This is a genomic window from Streptomyces sp. NPDC026377, assembly GCF_055567715.1.
The window spans coordinates 100573-123786 of sequence record NZ_JBVHPV010000002.1 but is presented as its reverse complement, the minus strand read 5'-3'; the positions used below and the strand labels follow the sequence as shown (position 1 = coordinate 123786).

18 protein-coding genes are annotated in these 23214 nt (G+C 71.8%); 10 read left to right on the top strand and 8 right to left on the bottom strand.

Annotation, left to right across the window (positions count from 1 at the left end):
- Entirely contained in the window at nucleotides 1-1956 is a 1956-nt protein-coding gene (gene glxA / locus ACZ4MU_RS04620; protein ID WP_467870900.1) for a radical copper oxidase GlxA, read from the top strand.
- Between the two features lie 37 nt (nucleotides 1957-1993).
- Here glxA and ACZ4MU_RS04615 read toward each other — a convergent pair whose 3' ends face one another.
- Nucleotides 1994-3040 carry a glycoside hydrolase family 6 protein gene (locus tag ACZ4MU_RS04615; protein WP_467870897.1) on the bottom strand — a complete coding sequence of 349 codons (1047 nt, stop codon included), beginning with the start codon at nucleotides 3038-3040 and terminating at the stop codon, nucleotides 1994-1996.
- 158 nt (nucleotides 3041-3198) lie between these two features.
- On the opposite strand from ACZ4MU_RS04615, the gene ACZ4MU_RS04610 reads away from it, so the two are divergent.
- The 3 genes from ACZ4MU_RS04610 (at nucleotide 3199) to ACZ4MU_RS04600 (ending at nucleotide 5909) form a co-directional block, all read left to right on the top strand.
- Nucleotides 3199-3708, top strand: coding sequence for a MarR family winged helix-turn-helix transcriptional regulator (locus ACZ4MU_RS04610; protein ID WP_329401795.1), 510 nt, complete (start codon nucleotides 3199-3201; stop codon nucleotides 3706-3708).
- Nucleotides 3709-3796: 88 nt separating this feature from the next.
- Nucleotides 3797-4135 carry a DUF3817 domain-containing protein gene (locus tag ACZ4MU_RS04605; protein ID WP_467870894.1) on the top strand — a complete coding sequence of 113 codons (339 nt, stop codon included), beginning with the start codon at nucleotides 3797-3799 and terminating at the stop codon, nucleotides 4133-4135.
- Nucleotides 4136-4208: 73 nt separating this feature from the next.
- Nucleotides 4209-5909, top strand: a complete 1701-nt coding sequence (locus tag ACZ4MU_RS04600) for an acyl-CoA mutase large subunit family protein (RefSeq protein ID WP_467870891.1) — start codon at nucleotides 4209-4211, stop codon at nucleotides 5907-5909.
- A gap of 746 nt (nucleotides 5910-6655) precedes the next feature.
- On the opposite strand, the gene ACZ4MU_RS04595 is transcribed toward ACZ4MU_RS04600, so the two are convergent.
- Together ACZ4MU_RS04595 and ACZ4MU_RS04590 are read right to left on the bottom strand one after the other, a co-directional pair.
- Nucleotides 6656-8080: a sensor histidine kinase gene (locus tag ACZ4MU_RS04595; protein ID WP_467870888.1), complete on the bottom strand. Its 1425-nt coding sequence runs from the start codon at nucleotides 8078-8080 to the stop codon at nucleotides 6656-6658.
- Complete coding sequence (locus ACZ4MU_RS04590) at nucleotides 8077-8784, bottom strand: response regulator transcription factor (RefSeq protein ID WP_467870886.1); 708 nt, start codon at nucleotides 8782-8784, stop codon at nucleotides 8077-8079. The genes ACZ4MU_RS04595 and ACZ4MU_RS04590 overlap by 4 nt, the downstream gene beginning before the upstream one ends.
- A 63-nt stretch (nucleotides 8785-8847) precedes the next feature.
- Between ACZ4MU_RS04590 and ACZ4MU_RS04585 the strand changes: the two genes are divergently transcribed.
- Together ACZ4MU_RS04585 and ACZ4MU_RS04580 are read left to right on the top strand one after the other, a co-directional pair.
- Nucleotides 8848-10011: a UDP-N-acetylglucosamine--N-acetylmuramyl-(pentapeptide) pyrophosphoryl-undecaprenol N-acetylglucosamine transferase gene (locus tag ACZ4MU_RS04585; protein ID WP_467870883.1), complete on the top strand. Its 1164-nt coding sequence runs from the start codon at nucleotides 8848-8850 to the stop codon at nucleotides 10009-10011.
- Nucleotides 10008-10988, top strand: coding sequence for an SDR family NAD(P)-dependent oxidoreductase (locus ACZ4MU_RS04580; RefSeq protein ID WP_467870881.1), 981 nt, complete (start codon nucleotides 10008-10010; stop codon nucleotides 10986-10988). The genes ACZ4MU_RS04585 and ACZ4MU_RS04580 overlap by 4 nt, the downstream gene beginning before the upstream one ends.
- A gap of 234 nt (nucleotides 10989-11222) precedes the next feature.
- On the opposite strand, the gene ACZ4MU_RS04575 is transcribed toward ACZ4MU_RS04580, so the two are convergent.
- Nucleotides 11223-11846, bottom strand: coding sequence for a TetR/AcrR family transcriptional regulator (locus ACZ4MU_RS04575; protein WP_467870879.1), 624 nt, complete (start codon nucleotides 11844-11846; stop codon nucleotides 11223-11225).
- A gap of 298 nt (nucleotides 11847-12144) precedes the next feature.
- Here ACZ4MU_RS04575 and ACZ4MU_RS04570 point away from each other — a divergent pair, with 298 nt between their 5' ends.
- From ACZ4MU_RS04570 to ACZ4MU_RS04555, 4 genes are all read left to right on the top strand, one after another.
- A complete protein-coding gene (locus tag ACZ4MU_RS04570) occupies nucleotides 12145-13110 on the top strand; it encodes a tetratricopeptide repeat protein (RefSeq protein WP_467870876.1) in 966 nt (321 codons plus the stop codon).
- 648 nt (nucleotides 13111-13758) lie between these two features.
- The gene (locus tag ACZ4MU_RS04565) at nucleotides 13759-14436 is read left to right on the top strand and encodes a DUF6230 family protein (RefSeq protein ID WP_467870873.1); all 678 of its coding nucleotides are present in this window, start codon (nucleotides 13759-13761) and stop codon (nucleotides 14434-14436) included.
- A gap of 97 nt (nucleotides 14437-14533) precedes the next feature.
- Nucleotides 14534-15088: a DUF6114 domain-containing protein gene (locus ACZ4MU_RS04560; protein ID WP_467870870.1), complete on the top strand. Its 555-nt coding sequence runs from the start codon at nucleotides 14534-14536 to the stop codon at nucleotides 15086-15088.
- Nucleotides 15078-16445, top strand: a complete 1368-nt coding sequence (locus ACZ4MU_RS04555) for a hypothetical protein (RefSeq protein WP_467872208.1) — start codon at nucleotides 15078-15080, stop codon at nucleotides 16443-16445. The genes ACZ4MU_RS04560 and ACZ4MU_RS04555 overlap by 11 nt, the downstream gene beginning before the upstream one ends.
- Nucleotides 16446-16631: 186 nt before the next feature.
- On the opposite strand, the gene ACZ4MU_RS04550 is transcribed toward ACZ4MU_RS04555, so the two are convergent.
- The 4 genes from ACZ4MU_RS04550 to pta form a co-directional block, all read right to left on the bottom strand.
- Nucleotides 16632-17858 (bottom strand): D-alanyl-D-alanine carboxypeptidase family protein, encoded by a 1227-nt coding sequence (locus ACZ4MU_RS04550; RefSeq protein WP_467870867.1) that lies wholly within the window; start codon nucleotides 17856-17858, stop codon nucleotides 16632-16634.
- A 192-nt stretch (nucleotides 17859-18050) separates the two neighbouring features.
- Complete coding sequence (pyk, locus tag ACZ4MU_RS04545; protein ID WP_467870865.1) at nucleotides 18051-19481, bottom strand: pyruvate kinase; 1431 nt, start codon at nucleotides 19479-19481, stop codon at nucleotides 18051-18053.
- A gap of 101 nt (nucleotides 19482-19582) precedes the next feature.
- Entirely contained in the window at nucleotides 19583-20806 is a 1224-nt protein-coding gene (locus ACZ4MU_RS04540; protein WP_467870863.1) for an acetate kinase, read from the bottom strand.
- Nucleotides 20803-22929 carry a phosphate acetyltransferase gene (pta, locus tag ACZ4MU_RS04535; RefSeq protein ID WP_467870860.1) on the bottom strand — a complete coding sequence of 709 codons (2127 nt, stop codon included), beginning with the start codon at nucleotides 22927-22929 and terminating at the stop codon, nucleotides 20803-20805. Before pta ends, ACZ4MU_RS04540 begins: the two co-directional genes overlap by 4 nt.
- Between the last annotated feature and the right edge of the window lie 285 nt (nucleotides 22930-23214).

The following is a 23214-nucleotide window of genomic DNA, read 5'->3' as shown; positions in this document are numbered from 1 at the left end:
ATGGACCACCGGCCCTCCGCGCGCACCAAGAAGACGCTCCTGGGCGGCGGCGCCGTCCTGCTGCTCGCCGGGCTCAACGCCCCGGCCGCGCTCTCCTTCGCCGAGGAGCAGTACCACGCGTACAAGATCAGCCGGCCCGAGTACATGCGCAAGTACGGCGCCTGGAACACCGTCGACATCCCCGCGGAGTACCGCACCAACGCGATCCACGCCGCCCTGCTGCACACCGGCAAGGTCCTGATCATCGCCGGGTCCGGCAACAAGCAGGACAAGTTCGACGCGGGCTCCTTCGACACCGTGCTGTGGAACCCCAAGGACAACACCTTCAAGAAGGTCCCCACCCCCGAGGACTTCTTCTGCTCCGGTCACGCCCAGCTTCCCGACGGCCGCCTCCTGGTGGCCGGCGGCACCGCCCGCTACGAGGTGCTGGACGACCAGGTCAAGCGGGCGGGCGGGGGGATGCGGGTCAAGAACGAGAACCCGGACAAGGCCGTCACCCTCAAGAAGGGCACCCGCTTCCGCTCCCCCTCGGGCGTCGTGTACGTGTCGCGGTTCGACGTGACCGTGCCCCCGGCCAAGCGCGAGTTCGAGATCGGCTACTACGCGAGCGGCCGGATGAGGCCGTGGAAGACCAAGGTCACCGCGGCCGAGGCCCGGGTCTTCGTGGAGGCCGCCACCGAGGGGCCCAGGTCCGTGGCCGCCGGGCAGGCGCAGTACGCGATCGAGGGACTCTCCGGCGAGGACGCCGGGAACACCTACGGCCTCGCCGAGAAGATCACCATGGACAAGCAGGACTTCCAGGGGATCCGCTCGGCGTACGAGTTCGACCCGAAGGCGGAGAAGTACGTCCCCGTCGCCCCCATGCGCGAGGCCCGCTGGTATCCGACGCTCACCACCCTGAAGGACGGCCGGGTGCTCGCCGTCTCCGGACTGGACGACGTGGGCACGATCCTCGCGGGCGACAACGAGATCTACGACCCGAGGACCAAGAAGTGGTCCACGGGACCGTTCCGGTACTTCCCGACCTACCCCTCGCTCTTCCTCACCAAGAGCGGCAAGCTCTTCTACTCCGGCGCCAACGCGGGCTACGGGCCCGCCGACAAGGGCCGCGAGCCGGGCCTGTGGGATCTGACGGCCAACACCTTCCAGAAGATCGGCGGGCTCGGCGACGGCGACCAGCTGGAGACGGCCAGCTCGCTGCTGCTCCCGCCGGCCCAGGCGCAGCGGTTCATGCTGCTGGGCGGCGGCGGGGTCGGCGAGTCCAAGAAGTCCACGCCCCGCACCGCCCTGGTCGACCTCGCGCAGGCCAGCCCCGTCTTCCAGGCCGGCCCCGCGCTCCCGCAGGGCACCCGCTACCTCAACAGCGTGATCCTGCCCGACGACTCCGTCTTCACCAGCGGCGGCTCCGAGGACTACCGGGGCCGCGGCTCCAGCAACATCCTCAAGGCCCAGTTCTACGTCCCCGCCGCCAACGCCTTCCGCGAGGCCGCCGACCCCACGGTCGGGCGCAACTACCACTCGGAGGCGCTGCTGCTGCCCGACGGCCGGGTCGCCACCTTCGGCTCCGACTCGCTCTTCGGCGACAAGAACAACACCAAGCTCGGCAAGTTCGAGCAGCGCATGGAGATCTACACCCCGCCCTACCTCTACCGCGACAAGGACAAGCGCCCGGCGCTCGGGGACGGCCCGCAGGCGGTCGGCCAGGACCGCCGCGCCACCTTCCCCGCCGCCCACCCCGAGCGGATCGCCAGGGCCCGGCTGATGCGGCCCAGCGCCGTCACTCACACCACCGACGTCGAGCAGCGCTCGATCGACGTGCGCCTGACCAAGGACGCGAACTCGGTGACCGTGGAGGTGCCGAGCGACAAGGCGCTCGTGCCGCCCGGCTGGTACATGCTCTTCGTCACGGACGCCGAAGGCACCCCGTCCGAGGCGAAGTGGCTGCTGATCGACTGAATGCCCGATATCCCGAACGGCGGCGCCGGGCGGTGGCTCAGGCCTTGGAGCGGCGGGCCAGGTCCAGTGCGTACTCGGGCCACCAGGCGCCCGCCGCGGGCCCGCCCCGGCAGGTCCCGTCCGAGTCGCCGGGCCGCTTGATCCACAGATACGCGTCCAGCAGCGGGTCCTCGGTGCTGGTGGTCGGCGGCGTGCCCAGCGCCCGGCCGGGCGGGTTGCACCAGGCCTGGGCGGGGTCCTCCAGGAGCGGCCCGGCCCCGTTGCGGCTGGAGTCGACCACGAAGTGCTTGCCGCCGAGGCCCTGGGAGACCCTGGCCCCGTAGGCGCGCACGGACTCGTCCGTCTGGAAATTGGAGACGTTCAGCGCGAACCCGTCCGCGCGGGCGACCCCGGCCCGGGTCAGCGGCTCGACCAGCCGGGCCGGGTCGGGCACCCAGGCCGGGTTGCCCGCGTCCAGGTAGACCTTGGTCTCCGGCAGCTTCTTGAAGTGCTCGATCGCCTCGTTGAGCAGCTGGTACCGCTCGTCCTGGTGCTCGGGCGTGGTGCAGCCGTCGACCATGTGGGCCACCGCGTCCGGCTCCAGGACCACGATCGCCTTCGCGTTGCCGATCGCTTCGGCGAACCTGCCGTACCAGGCGCGGTACGCGGCCGCGTCCGCGGCGCCGCCCGCCGAGTGCCCGCCGCAGTCGCGGTGGGGGATGTTGTACGCGACGAGCAGGACCGTGCGCCGGTCCTTCGCGGCGCCCGCCACGGCCCGGCGGATTCCCGGCCCCGGGTCGTCCCCGGAGGGCCAGTCGCCCACGGGCCGGTCCGCGATCCGCCGCAGCGCCTCGGCGTCGGCGGTGCGGCCCTGCGCCTGCCAGACCTTGATCTGCCGGGCGGCGTTGCTCTCCGGGTCGACCCAGAAGGGCCCGCCGGGGGCCGGCTCGGCGCCGCCGCCGGTGGAGTGGCGCTGGGCGGAGGCGGAGGCCGAGGTTGCGTCCTCGTGGGAGCCGGAGCAGCCGACGGCCAGGGTGAGCAGGGCGGCGGCGAACAGGAGGCGGTGCCGGGCGTGGGCGGGCCGGGCCTTGCCGTGCCGGGACATGCGGCTCCCTGGGGTCACGGGCGTACACAGGACGCGGGCAATCGTGACATATCGGTCACCTTGCGCGAGGGAGCGCCACGGACCGGCCGGGAGCGGATGTGCCGGCCGAAGTGTGAGACGGTGCTGACCGCCATGTGACCAGTGGGTAAGGTCGACGCGTGCCGAAGCCCCTCAGCCTCCCGTTCGACCCCATCGCCCGCGCCGACGAACTCTGGCAGCAGCGCTGGGGGCCGGTCCCCTCCATGGGGGCGATCACCTCGATCATGCGCGCCCACCAGATCCTGCTCGCCGAGGTCGACGCGGTGGTCAAGCCGTACGGGCTGACCTTCGCGCGGTACGAGGCGCTGGTGCTGCTCACCTTCTCCAAGGCCGGTGAGCTGCCGATGTCCAAGATCGGCGAGCGGCTGATGGTCCACCCCACGTCGGTGACGAACACGGTGGACCGCCTGGTGCGGTCGGGTCTGGTCGACAAGCGGCCCAACCCCAACGACGGGCGCGGCACCCTCGCCTCCATCACGGACAAGGGGCGCGAAGTCGTGGAGAACGCGACCCGGGACCTGATGGAGATGGACTTCGGGCTCGGCGTCTACGACGCGGAGGAGTGCGGGGAGATCTTCGCACTGCTGCGGCCGCTTCGGGTGGCCGCGCGCGACTTCGAGGACGAGTAGGGCGCGGACCGCCGCCCCCTTGACCGGGGCGGGTGACGGGGGCGGGCCCGGGCAAGATCGCGGGTTCGCGGCCGTTACGCTCGTAGGCATGAAAAAGAGCGTGCTGACCCGCTACCGCGTGATGGCCTACGTCACCGGCGTCCTCCTCGTCCTGCTGACCCTCGGCGTCATCGCCAAGTACCTGCTGGACATGGACGGCGCGGCCGACTTCACCAAGATCGTGGGCATCGCGCACGGCTGGCTGTACGTCCTGTACCTCGTCTGCGCCTTCGACCTCGGCTCCAAGGCGAAGTGGCCGGTCGGCAAGCAGCTGTGGGTGCTCATCGCGGGCACCATTCCCACCGCCGCCTTCTTCGTCGAGCGCAAGGTCTCCCGCGCGGTGGAGCCGCTGGTCACGGACCCGGCGCCGGTCACGGCCCAGGCCTAACCCCACCGCCCGCGAAGAACCGCGGGCGGTCGGCCATCGACATTTACTTGGACGTCCTAGTAAATTCGGGGGTATGGACGCTGACGCCATCGAGGAGGGCCGCCGACGCTGGCAGGCCCGTTACGACAAGGCCCGCAAGCGGGACGCGGACTTCACCACGCTCTCCGGGGACCCGGTCGACCCGGTCTACGGGCCCCGCCCCGGCGACACCTACGAGGGCTTCGAGCGGATCGGCTGGCCCGGCGAGTACCCGTACACGCGCGGACTCCACGCGACCGGCTACCGGGGCCGGACCTGGACCATCCGCCAGTTCGCGGGATTCGGCAACGCCGAGCAGACCAACGAGCGCTACAAGATGATCCTCAAGGCGGGCGGCGGCGGCCTGTCCGTCGCCTTCGACATGCCGACCCTGATGGGCCGCGACTCCGACGACCCGCGCGCGCTGGGCGAGGTGGGCCACTGCGGGGTCGCCATCGACTCGGCCGCCGACATGGAGGTCCTCTTCAAGGACATCCCGCTCGGCGACGTCACCACGTCGATGACGATCAGCGGCCCCGCCGTGCCGGTCTTCTGCATGTACCTGGTCGCCGCCGAGCGCCAGGGGGTGGACCCCGGCATCCTCAACGGCACGCTCCAGACCGACATCTTCAAGGAGTACATCGCCCAGAAGGAGTGGCTCTTCCAGCCCGAGCCGCACCTGCGCCTCATCGGTGACCTGATGGAGCACTGCGCGGCCGGCATCCCCGCGTACAAGCCGCTCTCCGTCTCCGGGTACCACATCCGCGAGGCCGGGGCGACGGCCGCGCAGGAGCTGGCGTACACGCTGGCGGACGGCTTCGGATACGTCGAGCTCGGCCTCAGCCGCGGTCTGGACGTCGACGTCTTCGCGCCCGGCCTGTCCTTCTTCTTCGACGCCCACCTCGACTTCTTCGAGGAGATCGCGAAGTTCCGCGCCGCGCGCCGGATCTGGGCCCGCTGGATGAAGGAGGTGTACGGGGCGAAGTCCGACAAGGCGCAGTGGCTGCGCTTCCACACCCAGACGGCCGGGGTCTCCCTGACCGCCCAGCAGCCGTACAACAACGTCGTACGGACGGCGGTGGAGGCGCTCTCGGCGATCCTCGGCGGCACCAACTCGCTGCACACCAACGCCCTGGACGAGACGCTCGCCCTGCCCAGCGAGCAGGCCGCCGAGATCGCCCTGCGGACCCAGCAGGTGATCATGGAGGAGACGGGCGTGGCCAACGTGGCCGACCCGCTCGGCGGCGCCTGGTACGTGGAGCAGCTCACCGACCGCATCGAGGCGGACGCGGAGAAGATCTTCGACCAGATAAAGGAGCGCGGGCGGCGGGCGCACCCCGACGGGCAGCACCCGATCGGCCCCATGACCTCGGGGATCCTGCGCGGTATCGAGGACGGCTGGTTCACCGGCGAGATCGCCGAGTCCGCCTTCCAGTACCAGCAGGCCCTGGAGAAGGGCGAGAAGCGGGTCGTGGGCGTCAACGTGCACCACGGGTCGGTCACCGGTGACCTGGAGATCCTGCGAGTCAGCCACGAGGTGGAGCGGGAGCAGGTGCGGGCCCTGGCGGACCGCAGGGCGGCGCGGGACGAGGCGCGGGTGCGGGCGTCCCTGGACGCGATGCTGGCCGCCGCGCGCGACGGCTCGAACATGATCGTCCCGATGCTGGACGCGGTCCGCGCGGAGGCGACCCTCGGGGAGATCTGCGGGGTGCTTCGTGAGGAGTGGGGGGTGTATACGGAGCCGGCGGGGTTCTGAGGGGTGCGGGGGGCGTCTTCCGGGTGCGGGTGGAGTGTGGCTGATCGCGCAGTTCCCCGCGCCCCCCAGGGGGTCCACCGCACCCCGGACGTGCGGGGCCCCGTACCCGCCGCGGCCCCGTACCCGCCGCGGGCCTGCGGCCCGCACACCCGCTGCGGGGCTGCGCCCCGGGCCCCGTTTTCGTCTGCGGACCGTGCTGGGTTGCTCGCGCAGTTCCCCGCGCCCCCAAAGACGGAACGTCCGCCCCCGGAACACAGCCGTCAGCCACAGCCCCCTGAAGGGGCGCGGGGAACGGCGCGGGCAACCGTCCACCGGGTAGCGGGCGAGGGCGGGTTGAGGGGCGCGAGGAACTGCGCGGGCAACAGTCCACTGCCCGCAGACGAGGGCGGGGTTGAGGGGCGCGAGGAACTGCGCGAGCAACCATCCACTGCCCGCAGGCGAAGGCGGGTTGAGGGGCGCGGAGAACTGCGCGAGCAACCGTCCACTGTCCGCAGGCGAAGGCGGGTTCAGGGACGCGGGGACCGGCGCGGGCAACCGTCCACCGGGTCGCGGGCGAGGGCGGGTTGAGGGGCGCGGGGAACTGCGCGAGCAACCGTCCACTCACCCGCAGACGAACCCCGGGCAGAACAGGGGCGCGGGGAACGGCGCGAGCAACCCACCACTCACCCGCAGACGAACCCCCGGCCGAACAGGGGCGCGAGCAACCCTCCACCGGGCCGCAGGGGAAAGGGGACCCCCGCACGGGGTTACCCGGGCCACCTCACCCGGAACTCCGCACCCCCACCCGCCGCATTCCGCACACTCAGCTCCGCCCCGTGCGCCCGAGCGATCTGGCGCGCCATCGCCAGGCCCAGGCCGGACCCGGGCAGCGCCCGAGCCCGGTCGGCCCGGTAGAAGCGGTCGAAGACGTACGGCAGGTCCTCCGGGGCGATACCGGGCCCGTGGTCCCGTACCGTCAGCGCCCCGCCCGACAGGGCCACCTCCACCTCCGCGCCCGGTGGACTGAACTTCGCCGCGTTGTCCAGGAGATTGGACAGCAGCCGGGCGAGCCGGGCCGGGACGCCGGGGAGCGTGGCGGAGGCGTCCGCCAGGTCGAGGCGGAAGGGCGTGGCGGGCCAGTGCGCACGGGCCGTGTCCACGGTGTGGGCGACCAGGGGCGCCAGCCGCACCTCCTCCAGGAGCGGGGTGGGCTCCTCGTCCCTGGCCAGGTCGATCAGGTCGTTCACCATCACCGTCACCTCCCGGATCTGCCGCCCCAGCGCCGAGGACGCCCGGGTGCGCTGGGCCTCGGTCAGCCGGTCGGCCCGGGCCAGGAGTTCGGCGTTGGTACGCAGGGCGGTGAGCGGGGTGCGCAGCTCGTGGGAGGCGTCCGCGACCAGCCGGCGCTGGGCGGTCACCGACTGCTCCAGCTCGCCCAGCATGGTGTTGAAGGACACGGCGAGCCGCGTCACCTCGTCCTCCTTGTAGGCCGGGCCCGGCGGCAGCTCGATGCGGTGGCCGGGGTCGCGGGTGGCCGCGATGTGCTCGGCGGTCGCGGTGAGCCGGGCGACCGGCGCGAGGCCGGCGCGGGAGACCCCGTAGCCCAGTCCGGCGGCGAGCAGCACCCCGGCCGCGCCGACACCGCCGAGCCACCAGGCCGCCTGCCGTACGCCCTGCTCGACTGTGTCCGCGCGCAGCGCGACCTGGAGCGCCTCGCCGTGCGGCAGCGTGGTGGTGAGCATCCGCGCCGGGTGGCCGGAGAGCCGGAGGTTGGTGAAGTACGGACGGCGCTGCCCGGCCGCGACCTCGCGGGCCTGCGGCGGCACGGGCAGCAGATACGGCTCGGCCGGGTCGTCCGCCGGGCTCCGGGGGACGATCTGGGCGCAGGCAGGGGCGGCGAGGAAGCGGCACTCCCCGCTCAGCACCCCGGGGGCCTCGCCCCGGTTCTGCTGGGCGGCCAGCGTCGCGGACTGGGTCAGGTTCAGGTCGAGCTGGTGGAACAGCTCGTAGCGGATCACGAAGTACGCGGCCGCGCAGACGCCCAGCGCGACCAGCGCCACCGCCGCCGACGCGGCCAGCGCCAGCCGGGTGCGCAGCGGCCGGTGGCGCCGCCAGCGGGTGCCGAGCCGACGGGTGCCGGGGCTGCGGGCGCCGAGGCGGCGGCGCGCGCTCACGCGGTGTCCAGTACTCACGCGGTGTCCAGCCGGTAGCCGACGCCGTGGACGGTGTGGACGAGCCGGGGCTCGCCGTCCGCCTCCAGCTTGCGCCGCAGATAACCCACGTACACCGCCAGCGAGTTGGAGTCCGGCCCGAAGTCGCGGCCCCAGACGAGCTCCAGGATCATCTCGCGCGGCAGGACCTGTCCCGGGTGGCGCATCAGCAGTTCCAGGAGGGCGGACTCGGTGCGGCTGAACTCCAGGGGGCGTCCCGCGCGGTGGCCGGAGCGGGTGGCCGGGTCGAGGACCAGGTCCGCGAAGACCAGCCGCTCCGGGTCCGGCTCCTCCGGCGCGGCCCGGCGCAGCAGCGCCCGTACGCGTGCGACGAGTTCGTCCAGGGCGAAGGGCTTGACGAGGTAGTCGTCGGCCCCCGCCTCCAGGCCGTCGACGCGCTCGCTCACCGAGTCCAGCGCGGTCAGGACCAGGATCGGGGTGCGGTCGCCGAGCGCCCGCAGCCGGCGGCAGACGGCCAGCCCGTCCAGGACCGGCATCATCACGTCCAGGACCACCGCGTCCGGCTGCCAGGCGGCGATCGAGGTGAGCGCCGCCAGCCCGTCGGCGGCGCCCCGCACCTCGTACCCCTCCACGGACAGACCGTCCTCCACGGCGGCCCGCACCTCCGGCTCGTCGTCGACGACGAGGATGCGGGCCGGGGGCCGGGCGTGTGCGCTGGTGCTCATGGGCAAAGAGTGCCAAACGCCGCTCTTAGAAGCCTCTTAAGCCACCCCGCGACCGTTCGGGGCATGCGCACACCACTGTCTGTCGTGATCGGTGCGGGCGGCACCGGCGGCCACATCTACCCCGGGCTCGCACTCGCCGAGGCGCTGCGCCGGGCCGTCCCGGACGCGGTGATCTCGTTCGTCGGTACGGAACGGGGCCTGGAGGGCGAGCTGATCCCGGCCGCCGGGTACCGGCTGCACACCGTCGACATGATCCCCTTCGACCCGGCGCTCGGCGCCCGTCGCTATCTGCTGCCCGCCGCCCTGCTGAGGTCCGGCGCGCAGTGCCGGGCGATCCTGCGGGCCCAGGGCGCGCAGGTGGCCGTGGGGATGGGCGGCTATCCCAGCGCGCCCGTCATCGTCGGGGCCAGACTCGCCGGGCTGCCCAGCCTCATCCACGAGTCCAACGCGGTGCCGGGCCGGGCCAACCAGTTCGCGGCCCGGCTCACCAGGAACATCGCGGTGGCCTTCGACCGCAGCCGGGCACATCTGGCGGGCGGCGCCGACGCCGTCACCACCGGCATGCCCATCTCCGCCGCCCTGGCCCGGCTCGACCGGCCGACGCTGCGGGCCGAGGCGCGGCGGGCGCTGGACGTGCCGCCCGGGGCGCGCCTGGTGCTCGTCAACGGCGGCAGCCTCGGCGCGGCCCGGCTCACCGGGGCGGCGGTCGGCCTCGCCCGCCGCTGGCAGGGGCGCGCCGACGTCCAGCTGCTGATCAAGACCGGTCCCGCCGCCCTGGAGGAGACCCGGCGGCGGCTGACCGGGCTGTGGGGCGCGCGGGCCGTGCCGTACCTGGACCGGATGGACCTCGCCTACGCGGCCGCCGATCTGGTGGTGTGCCGGGCGGGCTCGGCGACCGTCGCGGAGCTCGCCAGCACCGGGCTGCCCGCGGTCCTCGTCCCGTATCCGCACGCGCCCGGCGACCACCAGACGCACAACGCGCGGGTGCTCGTCGATGCCGGGGCGGGGCTGCTGCTGCCCGACGCCGAGGCCACCGCGGAGCGGCTGGCCGGGCTGGTCGAGCCGCTCCTGTCCGACCCCGCGCGGCTCGCCTCGATGACGGGCGCGGCCGACCCCGGACCGCACGCCCGCGCGGCGGACCTGCTGGCGGCGAAGGTTCTGGAACTCGCCGGCCGCCCCACCCCCCACACCCCTTCGTACGCGTACAGCGAGGAGCACACCGCATGAACAGCTGGCAGAACAGGACCGTCCTGGTCACCGGGGCCGAGGGCTTCATCGGTTCGACTTTGGTGGACCTGCTGGTGGAGCGGGGCGCGCGGGTGCGGGCCCTGGTGCACTACAAGCCGTACGCGGAGAAGGGCCACCTCGCGCATCTGCTCGGCCACCCGTCCGTCGAGATGATCGCCGGCGACGTACGCGACGCCGGGCGGGTGTCGGACGCGGTCGCCGGGTGCGACACCGTCTTCCACCTCGCCGCGCTGATCGGCATTCCGTACAGCTACGACTCCCCGGGCGCGTACGTGCAGACGAACGTGGTCGGCACGGAGAACGTCGCCGAGGCGTGCCGGCGGCACTCGGTGCGGCGGCTGGTGCACACGTCCACGAGCGAGGTGTACGGGACGGCGCGGACGGTCCCGATCGCCGAATCCCACCCGCTCCAGCCGCAGTCGCCCTACTCCGCCTCGAAGATCGGCGCGGACATGCTGGCGCTGTCGCACTGGCACGCCTTCGAGCTGCCGGTGACGGTGGTGCGGCCGTTCAACACCTACGGGCCGCGGCAGTCGGCGCGGGCCGTGATCCCGGCGATCCTGTCCCAACTCCACGCGGGGGTACGCGAGATACGGCTCGGCTCGCTCACTCCCACGCGTGACTTCACGTACGTGACGGACACCGCGCGGGGGTTCCTGGCGGTGGCGGAGTGCGAGCGGGCGGTGGGGGAGGTGGTGAACCTCGGCTCGGGCCGCGAGATCGCGATCGGTGATCTGGCCGCCGCGCTGATCTCGGCCTCGGGCCGTGAGGCGCGGATCGTGACCGATCCCGCGCGCCTGCGGCCGTCCGGGAGCGAGGTGGAGCGGCTGCTGTCGGACAACTCGCGGGCGCGGGAGTGGGCGGGGTGGGGGCCGGAGGTGTCGCTGGGGGAGGGGTTGAGGCGGACTTCGGAGTGGGTGCGGGGGCGGGGGCTCGGTACCGGGTACGCGGTGTAGCCCCCACCCCGCCCCTTCCCTGAACCCTCCGGGGAACGGGGCCCCGGGCGGCCAGGGGTCCATCTGCGGCCCGGTGGTGGGCTGGCCGCGCAGTTCCCCGCGCCCCTGAAGGCCTACGGGGCTTCGCCCCTTGGCCCCATCTTTCGCCCACCACCCACCCGTGGGCGAACGGAAAGGCAAGGGCGGGTGGGTGGGGAAGAAAGGGGGTTCGGGGGCGCGGCCACCGAGGGGGGATCAGGCGGCCGACTGCAAGCCCATGCAGATCAGGACCGCGAACTCCCGCGCCCACTCCCGGTCCACCGGCTCCGCACTCACCAGAGCCCGATGCACCACCGCCCCCGCCACCACGTCGAAGATGAGGTCCGCGTGCCGGGCGGAGGCGACCGGGTCGTCCTCGTACGGCAGCTCGCCCCGCACCTGCGCCCGCTCACGGCCGATCAGTACGAGCCGTTTCTGACGGTCCACGATCGCCGAGCGGATCCGCCCGCGCAGCGCGTCGTCGCGCGTGGACTCCGCGACCACCGCCATCAGCGCCGTCTTCGTCTCGGGCCGCTCCAGGATGGAGGCGAACTGGAGCACCACGCCCTCCACGTCCGCCGCGAGGCTCCCGAGGTCGGGGAGTTCGAGCTCGTCGAAGAGGACCGCGACCGCGTCCACGACCAGCTCGTTCTTGCCCGCCCAGCGCCGGTACAGCGTCGTCTTGGCGACACCGGCCCGCGTCGCCACGTCCCCCAGCGTCAACTTCGACCACCCCAGTTCCACCAGTGCTTGCCGGGTCGCCAGCAGGATCGCCGCGTCCGCCTCGGCACTGCGAGGCCGGCCGCGGACGGCTCTGGCGGGGCTGGGTTCGGCACACATGACGTACGACCATACCGGCCGGTAAGGAATGCGCCGGGGAACACGCTGTGGGGGAGATCACGGCCCCGGAAGGGCGCTCCCGTACCGACTCCAGTTACGCTACGACTCGTAGCGAAAGGCTCCAGCGGCCCTGAGCGACGACCACAGAACAGACCACAGCACGACCACGCGGCACACGACGCGGCATGACGCCGCGACAGCAGTACCGCAGGGCGCAGGCGCCGGGTGGGGACCCAGGTGCGCCGGGATCCTGCCACGGATTGACCACACACGCGCGCGGAAGGGGGAGGATGTACGCATGCAGCCTAGGAACATGTCCATGAGCGGCGTCGTCGACCTCGCCGCGGTGAAGGCGGCCGGTGAGGCCAAGGCCAAGGCGGAGCAGGCCCGAGCCGAGGCCGCCCGCCAGGGTGGGGGCGCGGCGGTGGCGCCGTCCGCCCTCGTGATCGATGTCGACGAGGCCGGGTTCGAGCGCGACATCCTCCAGCGCTCCGCCGAGGTGCCGGTCGTCATCGACTTCTGGGCCGAGTGGTGCGAGCCGTGCAAGCAGCTCGGCCCGCTCCTGGAGCGGCTGGCCGCCGAGTACAACGGCCGCTTCCTTCTGGCCAAGATCGACGTCGACGCCAACCAGATGCTGATGCAGCAGTTCGGGATCCAAGGCATCCCCGCGGTGTTCGCCGTGGTCGCCGGACAGGCGCTGCCCCTCTTCCAGGGCGCGGCCCCCGAGGCCCAGATCCGCGAGACCCTCGACCAGCTGATCCAGGTGGCCGAGGAGCGCTTCGGTCTCACCGGCATCGCCGTCGACGCGGGCGCGCCCTCCTCGCAGGCCCCCGCGCCGATGGCCGGTCCGTACGACGCCCTGCTCGAAGCGGCCGTGACGGCCCTGGACTCCGGCGACCTCGCCGGCGCGGTCCAGGCGTACAAGAACGTCCTCGCCGACGACCCCGGCCACCCCGAGGCCAAGCTCGGCCTCGCCCAGGCCGAACTGCTGCGCCGCGTCCAGGACATGGACCCGCAGCAGGTCCGCAAGGACGCGGCCGAGAAGCCGGCCGACGTCACCGCGCAGATCGCGGCGGCGGACCTGGACCTGGTCGGCGGCCATGTCGAGGACGCCTTCGGCCGTCTCGTCGAGGCCGCCCGCGTCACCGCGGGCGACGACCGCGACGCGGCGCGGCGGCGACTGCTGGAACTCTTCGAAGTGGTCGGCCCCGACGACCCGCGGGTGACCAAGGCGCGGGGCGCGCTGGCGCGAGTTCTTTACTGAACCAAGGCCCGGATTCCGGGCCGCCTCCGGGCCCCTTCAGGGGCGCTGAGCTGTCATCGCGTGCCTGTGCGGCGCTGACGATTTGGCGACACGGAGACAAGCGGCGACCGCGCTTTACCAAAACTTGGTAAACGCGGTCGCTGTTACTGGCAGTAAATTGAACCGCTTCTTACGTCCGTATTGAGACGTCTATTTCCCCTTCTGTCTGGTGACTGGAGGGTACGAAGTGTGGTGGCCCGATGCCGGGCTGTCGCGCCACGGTTATCCCTCCGTTACTGGCAAGTAACGAACCCCCTTGCGCCCCTCCCCCGAATGGACCACGATCGGCCACGCTCGGTCCAATAACGCACCAGCCCGACAGCCCTGTGGGGCGGGGCGTTTCCTGGGTCCCCACCGAGCCGGCCGGCGGCAGTGGTGCCGGCCGTGGACAGGGGGGTCTCCGCTCTACCGGCGGGGCCTGTCCAGCAGGTTGTGCGTGATGCGTCAGGCGCGACCAGTGGTTGTCGCTCGGGGGTGATCGCCGGTGATTCGGACGCGGTACGCGCCTGAGGCTCGGGCGCTCCTTCCCGAGGACGTAGCACTTCTCCCATCCCTGGACAGCCTGCGAGGGTCCGTCCCGGAGATGTACGTCCGAGAAGGAGGAAAGTCATGGAGTCCCAAGTTCGTGGCGGGACCAGATGGAAGCGGTTCGCGCTGGTCATGGTGCCCAGCGTGGCTGCCACGGCGGCGATAGGCATCGGGCTCGCCCAGGGTGCGCTGGCGGCGTCGTTCAGTGTTTCCGGCGTTGACTTCAAGGTCACGGCGGATGAGCTGGTCGGCCACAACATGCTTCAGTACGGGTCGATCGACAGCGGCGCGGGCAAGAACCACCCGGTGGTCGTGTCCGGCTTCAACCACGCCGAGATCACCAACATGTGCCAGTCCGTCGTGACGCCGCTCCCGTTCGACATCCCGGGCATCGGCAAGGCCGTCACGATGAAGATCGAGGCGGGCACGCAGGCGGGCAAGCCGGTCGTAGCGGACAACATCTACCTTGATGTGACCCAGCTCGACACCGATGCGACGTTCAAGAACATCGACATCGGTGTCGCGGCAGGCGAGGGCAAGGCCGACCCTGACGGCGGCCGAGCCGTAGGGATCCAGAAGGGCAAGGCCGGCACTCCGGGGGAGAACCCCAGCCCGTACGGCTTCGCGCAGCGCGCTGACGAGGTCGTTCTGGCCAAGGTGCAGCAGCGTGCGTGGGCAACCACAGCGGCCAGCTTCAAGCTCAACGGCCTCAAGCTGCGGCTGTCCGGTGGCGCCAACGAGTGCGAGTTGAAGCACTAGCAGGCACCTCACCCGGTGGCCGACGGAGTATGGCTCTCTCGGCCGCCGGGGAACTCTTTCTTCTTACAGCAACAGCGGTACCAGGGAGCTGTTTTCCATGAGCGCCGAGACCAAAGGTTCCCGCGGGTTCACCTACTGGCGGCTGCGTTACCGGGCCTGGCGGGGTAACAGGCCGTTCTGGGCAGGACTGTTCACCATCGCGGGCGGCGTGCCCATCATGTACTTCCCGTACGCCAACATGCACCTCGGCAACATCACGTTGGCCATGTCCACCACGGCGGGCGCGGGCTCCCTCATCATCGGTGTCCTCCTGGTCACGCTGGGCCTGACCATGTGGTTCCACCACGTCGTACGGGTGTTCGCCGGTATCGCGTCCATCCTGCTGGCGCTGATTTCCCTGCCCGTCGCGAACTTCGGCGGATTCGTCATCGGCTTCCTCCTGGCCATGTTCGGAGGCGCGCTCGCTGTTTCTTGGGTGCCTGCCAAGCCGAGGCGACGTGACCGGAGCGCCAAGGCCGACGAGCCTTCGGGCGACGAACCGGACGCACTGCCCGAAGAGGGAACCGTTCCCGGTCCGCGCGAGGGAGAGTACGGAACCGCCGTCACCGAAACGACAGTCGACGCCAATGGCGGGAGGAACAGTGCGGGGTGACGAGACGCAGCTGGACTCGACCGGAGGCGGCGACAAATCCCGTGAGAGAGGCGGGCCGCGTCACGCGGCTCCGCGGAAGTCTCTGCTGACGAAGCTGCACATGCCCGCGGGCAAGGCGATGGCGCTGGCCGCCATGCCGACGGCCATGTTCGTCGGGATGAGCCTCACGCCCAAGCTCGCGATGGCGGACGACAACCCGGACATCCCGTTCGCGCCGGGCCCCTGTGTGACGCGCTCCGACGAGCCGGGCGAGTCGCCGAGCCCGTCGTCGAGCAAGTCGACGAAGCCGGCCCCGGACCCCTCGTCCTCCGCCTCGTCCTCGTCCCCGGACAAGGCGGACGCCAAGGACACGGAGAAGGACAAGGCCAAGGAGCCTGCCCCGACGGCCACCCCGTCGGCGGAGAAGGTCCAGCAGAAGACGTCCGCTCCGACGAAGACGTCCGCCCCGACGAAGGCACCGGCCACCGAGCCGTCCACGACGCCCGCGCCCACCAAGTCCACCAACCCGCTGGACCCGCTGGGCCTGGGAGACGTCCTGGGCGACATCCTGGGCGTACACCCGAGCAAGTCGTCCGCGCCGGTGACCCCGAAGCCGTCGACGACCGCGACCTCCGCGCCGACGACGAAGCCGACGACCACGGCTCCGGCGCCGAAGACCACGCCGAGCAAGCCGGCGACGAAGCCCGCCACCAAGCCGGTGACGAAGACCGTTGACGAAACGGACAAGACCGCCGCCGCGATCCGCGAGGCGGCCGCGCGGGCCGGCCAGAAGGTCGAGGACCTGGCGGACGGCGTCAAGGGCCTGGACGCCAAGAAGGACACCGACGTCCCCGACGGCGCCAAGCCGCCCTTCCCGTGCCCCACGCCGGACCCGAAGGCCCTCGCCAACGCCAAGCTGGACGCGGGCGTCCCGCTGCTGCCGGACAAGCCGTGGATCCTCAAGACCTCCAAGCTGACCCTGACCGGCCTGAACTACGAGGGCATCGTCGAGGTCAAGACGGGCAGCGGCAAGATCAAGAAGGTCCTGAAGTTCACGGCGACGTACGTCGGCATCGACAACCTGCACCAGCTGGTGTACGGGCCGGAGGTGAACGGCAAGCCGACCACCGCCCACGTCAAGGCGCGCGCGGGCTCCACGTCGGAGATCCGCGACGGCAAGGTGACGATGTACACGGAAGAGCTGAAGGGCAACCTCTTCGGCCTCATCCCGGTCACCTTCAGTCCCGAGACGCCGCCGCCCCTGAACGTCCCGCTCGCCATCTTCACCAACGCGACGGTGCGCCAGGCCGGCCAGTTCGGCGGCACGCTGACGGTCCCGGGACTTCAGAACTACCTCACGGACGGCAGCCCCGAGTAACACGCAGCCGCGAAAGGCCCATCCGGGAGCCGCAGTCGACCGTGGCCCGCACCGATTCCGGTGCGGGCCACGGTCGATTCATTGACGTCGACGTATGACGTCGGCTCATCGACGTCCTCGGCAGGAGCCGCGCCGACCCGACGGCCGGTCGTGCCGTCCGGCCGCGTGCGCGGGGCGCCCCTGCCCCTACCCCCTCCGCCGCGCCCGCACCGGCCTCCGCCTGAGCACCCAATACGCCACCCCCGCCGCCACAGCCGCCCCCGCCCCCAGCCCCGTCCACCCCAGGACGCCCATCCCCGACGAGTCCGTCTTCGTCGCCGCCGCGGCCGCGGGCCTGGCGGCAGCGGAGGGCTTCGCCGGGTCCAGGGTGCCGATCGGTTTGGCCCTGCCCGCTGCCGTGAAGCCCCAGTCCAGCAGCGCCCGCGTCTCCGTGTACACCTTGTCGTGCTTCTTCTCCTGGGGGTTCATCACCGTCACCAGGATCGTGCGGCCGTCGCGGGTCGCGGCCTCCGCGAGGGTGTTGCCGGCGTGGGACGTGTAGCCGTTCTTGCCGCCGATCAGGCCCGGGTACTTCGCCACCCCGCCGATGCCGGAGAGCATGCGGTTGGTGTTGGAGATCGCGAACGGCTTGCCCTTGGTGTTCGGGCCGCCCGGGAACTTCGCGTCCGCCGTCGAGCAGTACTCCTTGAAGTCCTTGTTGCGCAGGCCCGAGCGCAGGAACAGCGTCAGGTCGTACGCCGAGGAGACCTGGCCCTCCGCGTCGTAGCCGTCGGGGCTGAGGACGTGGGTGTCCTTGGCGCCCAGCGAGTCCGCCCTCGCCTGCATGTCCGACACCGTCTTGGGGACGCCGCCGTTCATCGACGCGAGCACGTGCACCGCGTCGTTGCCCGAGCGCAGGAACACCCCGCGCCAGAGGTCGGCGCCCTGGTACGTCTGGCCCGGGACGATGCCGACCGCGCTGCTGCCGCCGCCCACGCCGGTGAGCTCCGCCGGCTCCACCTTGTGGCTCGCCGTGCCCGGCACCGCGGGCAGCACCGTGTCCGCGAAGAGCATCTTGAGCGTGGAGGCGGGCGGCAGCGGCCAGTGGGCGTTGCTGGCGGCCAGTACCTGGCCGGTGTCGGCGTCCGAGACCATCCAGGACAGGGCCGAGAGGCCGGCCGGCAGTGCGGGGGCGCCCTCGCCCGTCTGGGGGCCCGGGAGGCCCAACTGCGCTCCGCCGACGGTGGACATGGCAGCGGGGGGCTGCTTGGGGGATCCGGCGCGCGGCGCCCCGGGACTCGGCTTCGCGGGCGAGGCCGTGCCCGGCTTCACCGGGTGGGCCGCCGCCGGGGCGGCGCCGCAGACCACCGCCGCCGCGGTGAGGGCCGTGATGGCCAGCGGGCGGCTGAACTGCACAGTTATCGGGGCACGCATGAACGCGAACGTACCCCACGGAATGTGTAGATCCTGTTGCGGGCACTCCGCGACTGGGCAACGGCGCGCGAAGACGCCGTCGGCGGTGTATGCGCGAGGGCGGCGCCCCGGAAAACTCCGTGGCGCCGCCCTTCGTTTCGTACCGTGAGTCCGGGGCCGACCCCGCCGGGGCCCGGCCGGGTCCCGGACGAATCAGCCCTGGCGGCCGTCGCCCAAGTGGTGGACGCGGACCATGTTGGTGGTGCCGGGGACCCCGGGGGGCGAACCCGCCGTGATGACCATCGTGTCGCCCTCGTTGTGCCGCTTGAGCTTGAGCAGCTCCGCGTCGACGAGGTCCACCATGGCGTCCGTGTTGTCCACGTGCGGGACGACGAAGGACTCGACGCCCCAGCTCAGCGCGAGCTGGTTGCGGGTGCCTGCGTCCGTGGTGAAGGCCATGATCGGCTGGGCCGCGCGGTAGCGCGACAGACGGCGGGCCGTGTCACCCGACTTGGTGAAGGCCACCAGCGCCTTGCCGTCGAGGAAGTCCGCGATCTCGCAGGCGGCGCGGGCGACCGAACCGCCCTGCGTGCGCGGCTTCTTGCCCGGGACCAGGGGCTGCAGGCCCTTGGAGAGGAGCTCCTCCTCGGCGGCCTCGACGATGCGGGACATCGTCTTGACCGTCTCGATCGGGTAGGCGCCGACCGAGGACTCGGCGGAGAGCATGACCGCGTCCGCGCCGTCCAGGATCGCGTTGGCCACGTCGGAGGCCTCCGCGCGGGTCGGACGCGAGTTGGTGATCATGGATTCCATCATCTGGGTCGCCACGATCACCGGCTTGGCGTTGCGGCGGCACAGCTCGATGAGGCGCTTCTGCACCATCGGGACCCGCTCCAGCGGGTACTCGACGGCGAGGTCGCCACGGGCCACCATCACACCGTCGAACGCCATGACGACGCCCTCCATGTGCTCGACGGCCTGCGGCTTCTCCACCTTGGCGATGACCGGCACGCGGCGGCCGACCTCGTCCATGACCTTGTGGACGTCCTTGACGTCGTCGGCGTCGCGGACGAAGGAGAGGGCGACCAGGTCGCAGCCCATCTTCAGGGCGAAGCGCAGGTCCTCGATGTCCTTCTCGGACAGGGCCGGGACGTTCACCGCCGCGCCGGGCAGGTTGATGCCCTTGTGGTCGGAGATGACACCACCCTCGATGACGATGGTCTTGACCCGGGGGCCGACGACCTCGGTCACCTTGAGCTCGACGTTGCCGTCGTTGATCAGGATCGGGTCGCCCTTGGAGACGTCGCCCGGCAGGCCCTTGTAGGTGGTGCCGCAGATCGACTTGTCGCCCGGGACGTCCTCGGTGGTGATGACGAACTCGTCACCGCGCACCAGCTCGACGGGGCCCTCGGCGAAGGTCTCCAGGCGGATCTTGGGGCCCTGGAGGTCGGCGAGCACGCCCACCGCGCGGCCGGTGTCCTCGGCGGCCCTGCGGACACGGTCGTACCGTTCCTGGTGCTCTGCCTGGGTCCCGTGGCTGAAGTTGAAGCGGGCCACGTTCATACCGGCCTCGATCAGAGCAGTGAGCTGCTCGTAGGAGTCGACGGCGGGGCCCAGTGTGCAGACGATTTTGGAACGGCGCATGAGGCGATCCTATCGGTTTGTTTCGCTCCGGAATATTCCGTCTGGTGGAATGTACAAATGGGCGGAGGCGCGCTCAGGCGTGGCCTGCGGACCGGTCCCTCTCAGGCTCCGGACCGGACCAGCGCGTACGTCTGCGTCGCGATCTCCAGCTCTTCGTCCGTGGGTACCACTGCCACGGCCACGCGCGCGTATTCCGGTGAGATGAGCCTCGGCGCGTCGGACCGTACGGCGTTGAGCTCGCCGTCGACCGCCAGCCCCAGCTCCTCCAGACCCAGCACGGCGGCCTCGCGCACCGGGGCCGCGTTCTCGCCCACCCCGGCGGTGAAGACGACCGCGTCGACCTTGCCGAGCACCGCGTAGTAGGCGCCGATGTACTTCTTCAGCCGGTGGATGTAGATGTCGAACGCGAGCGCGGCGCGCTGGTCGCCCGCCTCGATCCGGCGGCGGATCTCGCGCATGTCGTTGTCGCCGCAGAGCCCGACCAGACCGCTCTTCTTGTTGAGCAGCACGTCGATCTCGTCCGTCGACATCCCGGCGACCCGCTCCAGGTGGAAGGTCACCGCCGGGTCGATGTCGCCCGAGCGGGTGCCCATGACCAGGCCCTCCAGCGGCGTGAGCCCCATCGAGGTGTCCACGCACATCCCGCCGCGCACGGCCGAGGCGGAGGCCCCGTTGCCCAGGTGCAGCACGATCACGTTGATCTCGGAGGGGTCCTTGCCGAGGAGTTCGGCGGTCTTGCGCGAGACGTACGCGTGCGAGGTGCCGTGGAAGCCGTAGCGGCGGATGCGGTGCGCGTCGGCGGTCTCCACGTCGATGGCGTACCGGGCCGCGTGCTCCGGCATCGTGGTGTGGAAGGCGGTGTCGAAGACGGCCACCTGCGGCAGGTCCGGGCGCAGGGCCTGGGCGGTGCGGATGCCGGTGATGTTCGCCGGGTTGTGCAGCGGCGCGACCGGGACCAGGCGCTCGATCTCCGCCATGACCTCCTCGGTGATCACGGTCGGGGCGCTGAACTTCAGGCCGCCGTGCACCACCCGGTGGCCGATCGCGGCGAGTTCGGGCGAATCCAGGCCCAGGCCGTCCTGGGCGAGCTGCTCGGAGACCGCCTTCAGAGCGGCCCCGTGGTCGGCGATGGGGCCATTGACCTCGCGCCGGTCGCCGCCGGTCAGCGGGGTGTGCACCAGACGGGAAGTCTCCTCGCCGATCCGCTCGACCAGGCCCGCCGCGAGTCGCGTGGGGCCGGCCATGTCGAGCAGCTGGTACTTCACCGACGACGAGCCGGAGTTGAGTACGAGGACGCGCGACGGGGTCGGGTCGGTGCTGGTCATGCGGAGGTCTCCTGCCCCTTTGCCTGCGCCTGGGCCTGGATGGCCGTGATGGCGACGGTGTTGACGATGTCCTGGACGAGGGCGCCGCGCGAGAGGTCGTTGACCGGCTTGCGCAGACCCTGGAGCACCGGGCCCACGGCCACGGCGCCGGCCGAGCGCTGCACGGCCTTGTAGGTGTTGTTGCCCGTGTTGAGGTCCGGGAAGATCAGGACGGTGGCCTGCCCCGCCACCTCCGAACCCGGCAGCTTGGTCGCGGCCACCGTGGGCTCCACGGCCGCGTCGTACTGGATCGGCCCCTCGATCCGCAGGTCCGGGCGGGCCTCGCGGACCAGCTTGGTGGCCTCGCGGACCTTGTCGACGTCGGCGCCCGAGCCGGAGGTGCCGGTCGAGTACGAGAGCATCGCGATCCGGGGGTCCACGCCGAAGCGGGCCGCGGTGGCCGCCGCCTGGACCGCGATGTCGGCCAGCTGCTCGGCGTTCGGGTCCGGGTTGACCGCGCAGTCGCCGTACACGAGCACCTTGTCGGCCAGGCACATGAAGAAGACGGACGACACGATCGAGGCTCCCCCAGAGCCTGAGAGGGCCTGGGAGGTGCCCCCGGGCTTCGTCTTGATGATCTCGAAGGCCGGGCGGATGGTGGCGGCGGTGGAGTGCACCGAGCCGGAGACCATGCCGTCGGCCAGGCCCTCCTGGACCATCAGGGTGCCGAAGTAGTTGACGTCCGCGACCACGTCGTACGCCAGCTCCACCGTCACGCCCTTGTGCGCGCGCAACTGCGCGTACCGCTCGGCGAAGCCCTGGCGCAGCTCGGAGGTGTGCGGGTCGACGATCTCGCACCGGGTGACGTCGATGCCGAGGTCGGCGGCCTTCTTGCGGATGGCCTCCACGTCGCCGAGCAGGGTGAGGTCGCAGACGTCGCGGCGGAGCAGGACGTCGGCGGCGCGCAGCACACGCTCCTCGGCGCCCTCGGGCAGCACCACCCGGCGCCGGTCCGCGCGGGCCTGTTCCAGCAGCTCGTGCTCGAACATCATCGGGGTGACCCGGCCGCTGCGGGCCACCGACATCCGGGCCAGCAGGTCGGCGGTGTCGGTGTGGCGCTCGAAGAGGCCGAGCGCGGTCTCCGCCTTGCGCGGGGTGGAGGCGTTCAGCTTGCCTTCGAGGGCGAAGAGTTCACCGGCCGTGGGGAAGGAACCGCCGGTGACGGCGACCACCGGGGTGCCGGGCGCGAGGCGGTCGGCGAGCTTGAGGATGGCCTCGCCCGGCCGCTCGTCCAGGGTCAGCAGGACGCCGGCTATCGGGGGCGTCCCGGCGCTGTGCGCGGCCAGCGAGCCCACCACCAGGTCGGCCCGGTCGCCCGGGGTCACGACCAGGCAGCCCGGGGTCAGGGCGTTGAGGAAGTTCGGCAGCATCGCCCCGCCGAAGACGAAGTCCAGCGCGTCCCGGGCGAGCCCGGCGTCGTCGCCGAGCAGGACCGTACCGCCGAGTGCCGCGGTGATCTGGGCGACGGTCGGCGCGGCCAGCGCGGGCTCGTCGGGCAGGACGTAGCAGGGCACCGGCAGCTGGGTCTTCAGCCCGTCCGCGATGGCCTCGCGGTCCTGCGGGGCCACCCGGTTGACGACCATCGCCAGTACGTCGCAGCCCAGCGCCTCGTACGCGCGGTGGGCGTTGCGCGCCTCGGCCCGCACCGACTCGGCCGGCTGGCCCTTGCCGCCGACCACCGGGATGACGGAGGCGCCGAACTCGTTGGCCAGGCGCGCGTTCAGCGACAGCTCGTCCGGGAGCTGGGTGGCGGCGAAGTCGGTGCCGAGGACCAGGACCACCTCATAGGCGCGGGCGACCTTGTGGAAGCGCTCGACGAGCTGGGAGACCAGCTCGTCGGTGCCGCGCTCGGCCTGGAGCGCGGAGGCCTCCTGGTAGTCCATCCCGTACACCGTCGCCTCGTCCTGGGACAGCCGGTAGCGGGCGCGGAGCAGGTCGAAGAGCCGGTCGGGGCCGTCGTGCACGAGGGGGCGGAAGACGCCCACCCGGTCCACTTGGCGCGTCAGGAGCTCCATGACTCCCAGCTCGACGACCTGGCGGCCGTCTCCCCGGTCGATCCCGGTCACGTACACGCTGCGCGTCACGCGTGCTCTCCCGTTCTGTCTGCGTCGTCGTACTGGTGAGGGGTGGGGCGGTGGGCCCGGCGGGGCCGGCGGGGGGTCGGGCGGTTGTGGCGGGCTGTCTGGCTGGTCCTTCCCCTGGTCCTTCCCCCCGTTCCCGCGGGCGAAAAAAATCGGGGCGGGTGGCCTCGCCCTCTTGACAATACCTCTCCGGGTGGTTAAAGCGCCCGCCGGGCGGAGGTGGGGGACGAAGGTCCCGGGTCGCCGGGGAGGAAGGTCCCGGACCCGGGGGCGGAAGGCCGGTGGGGG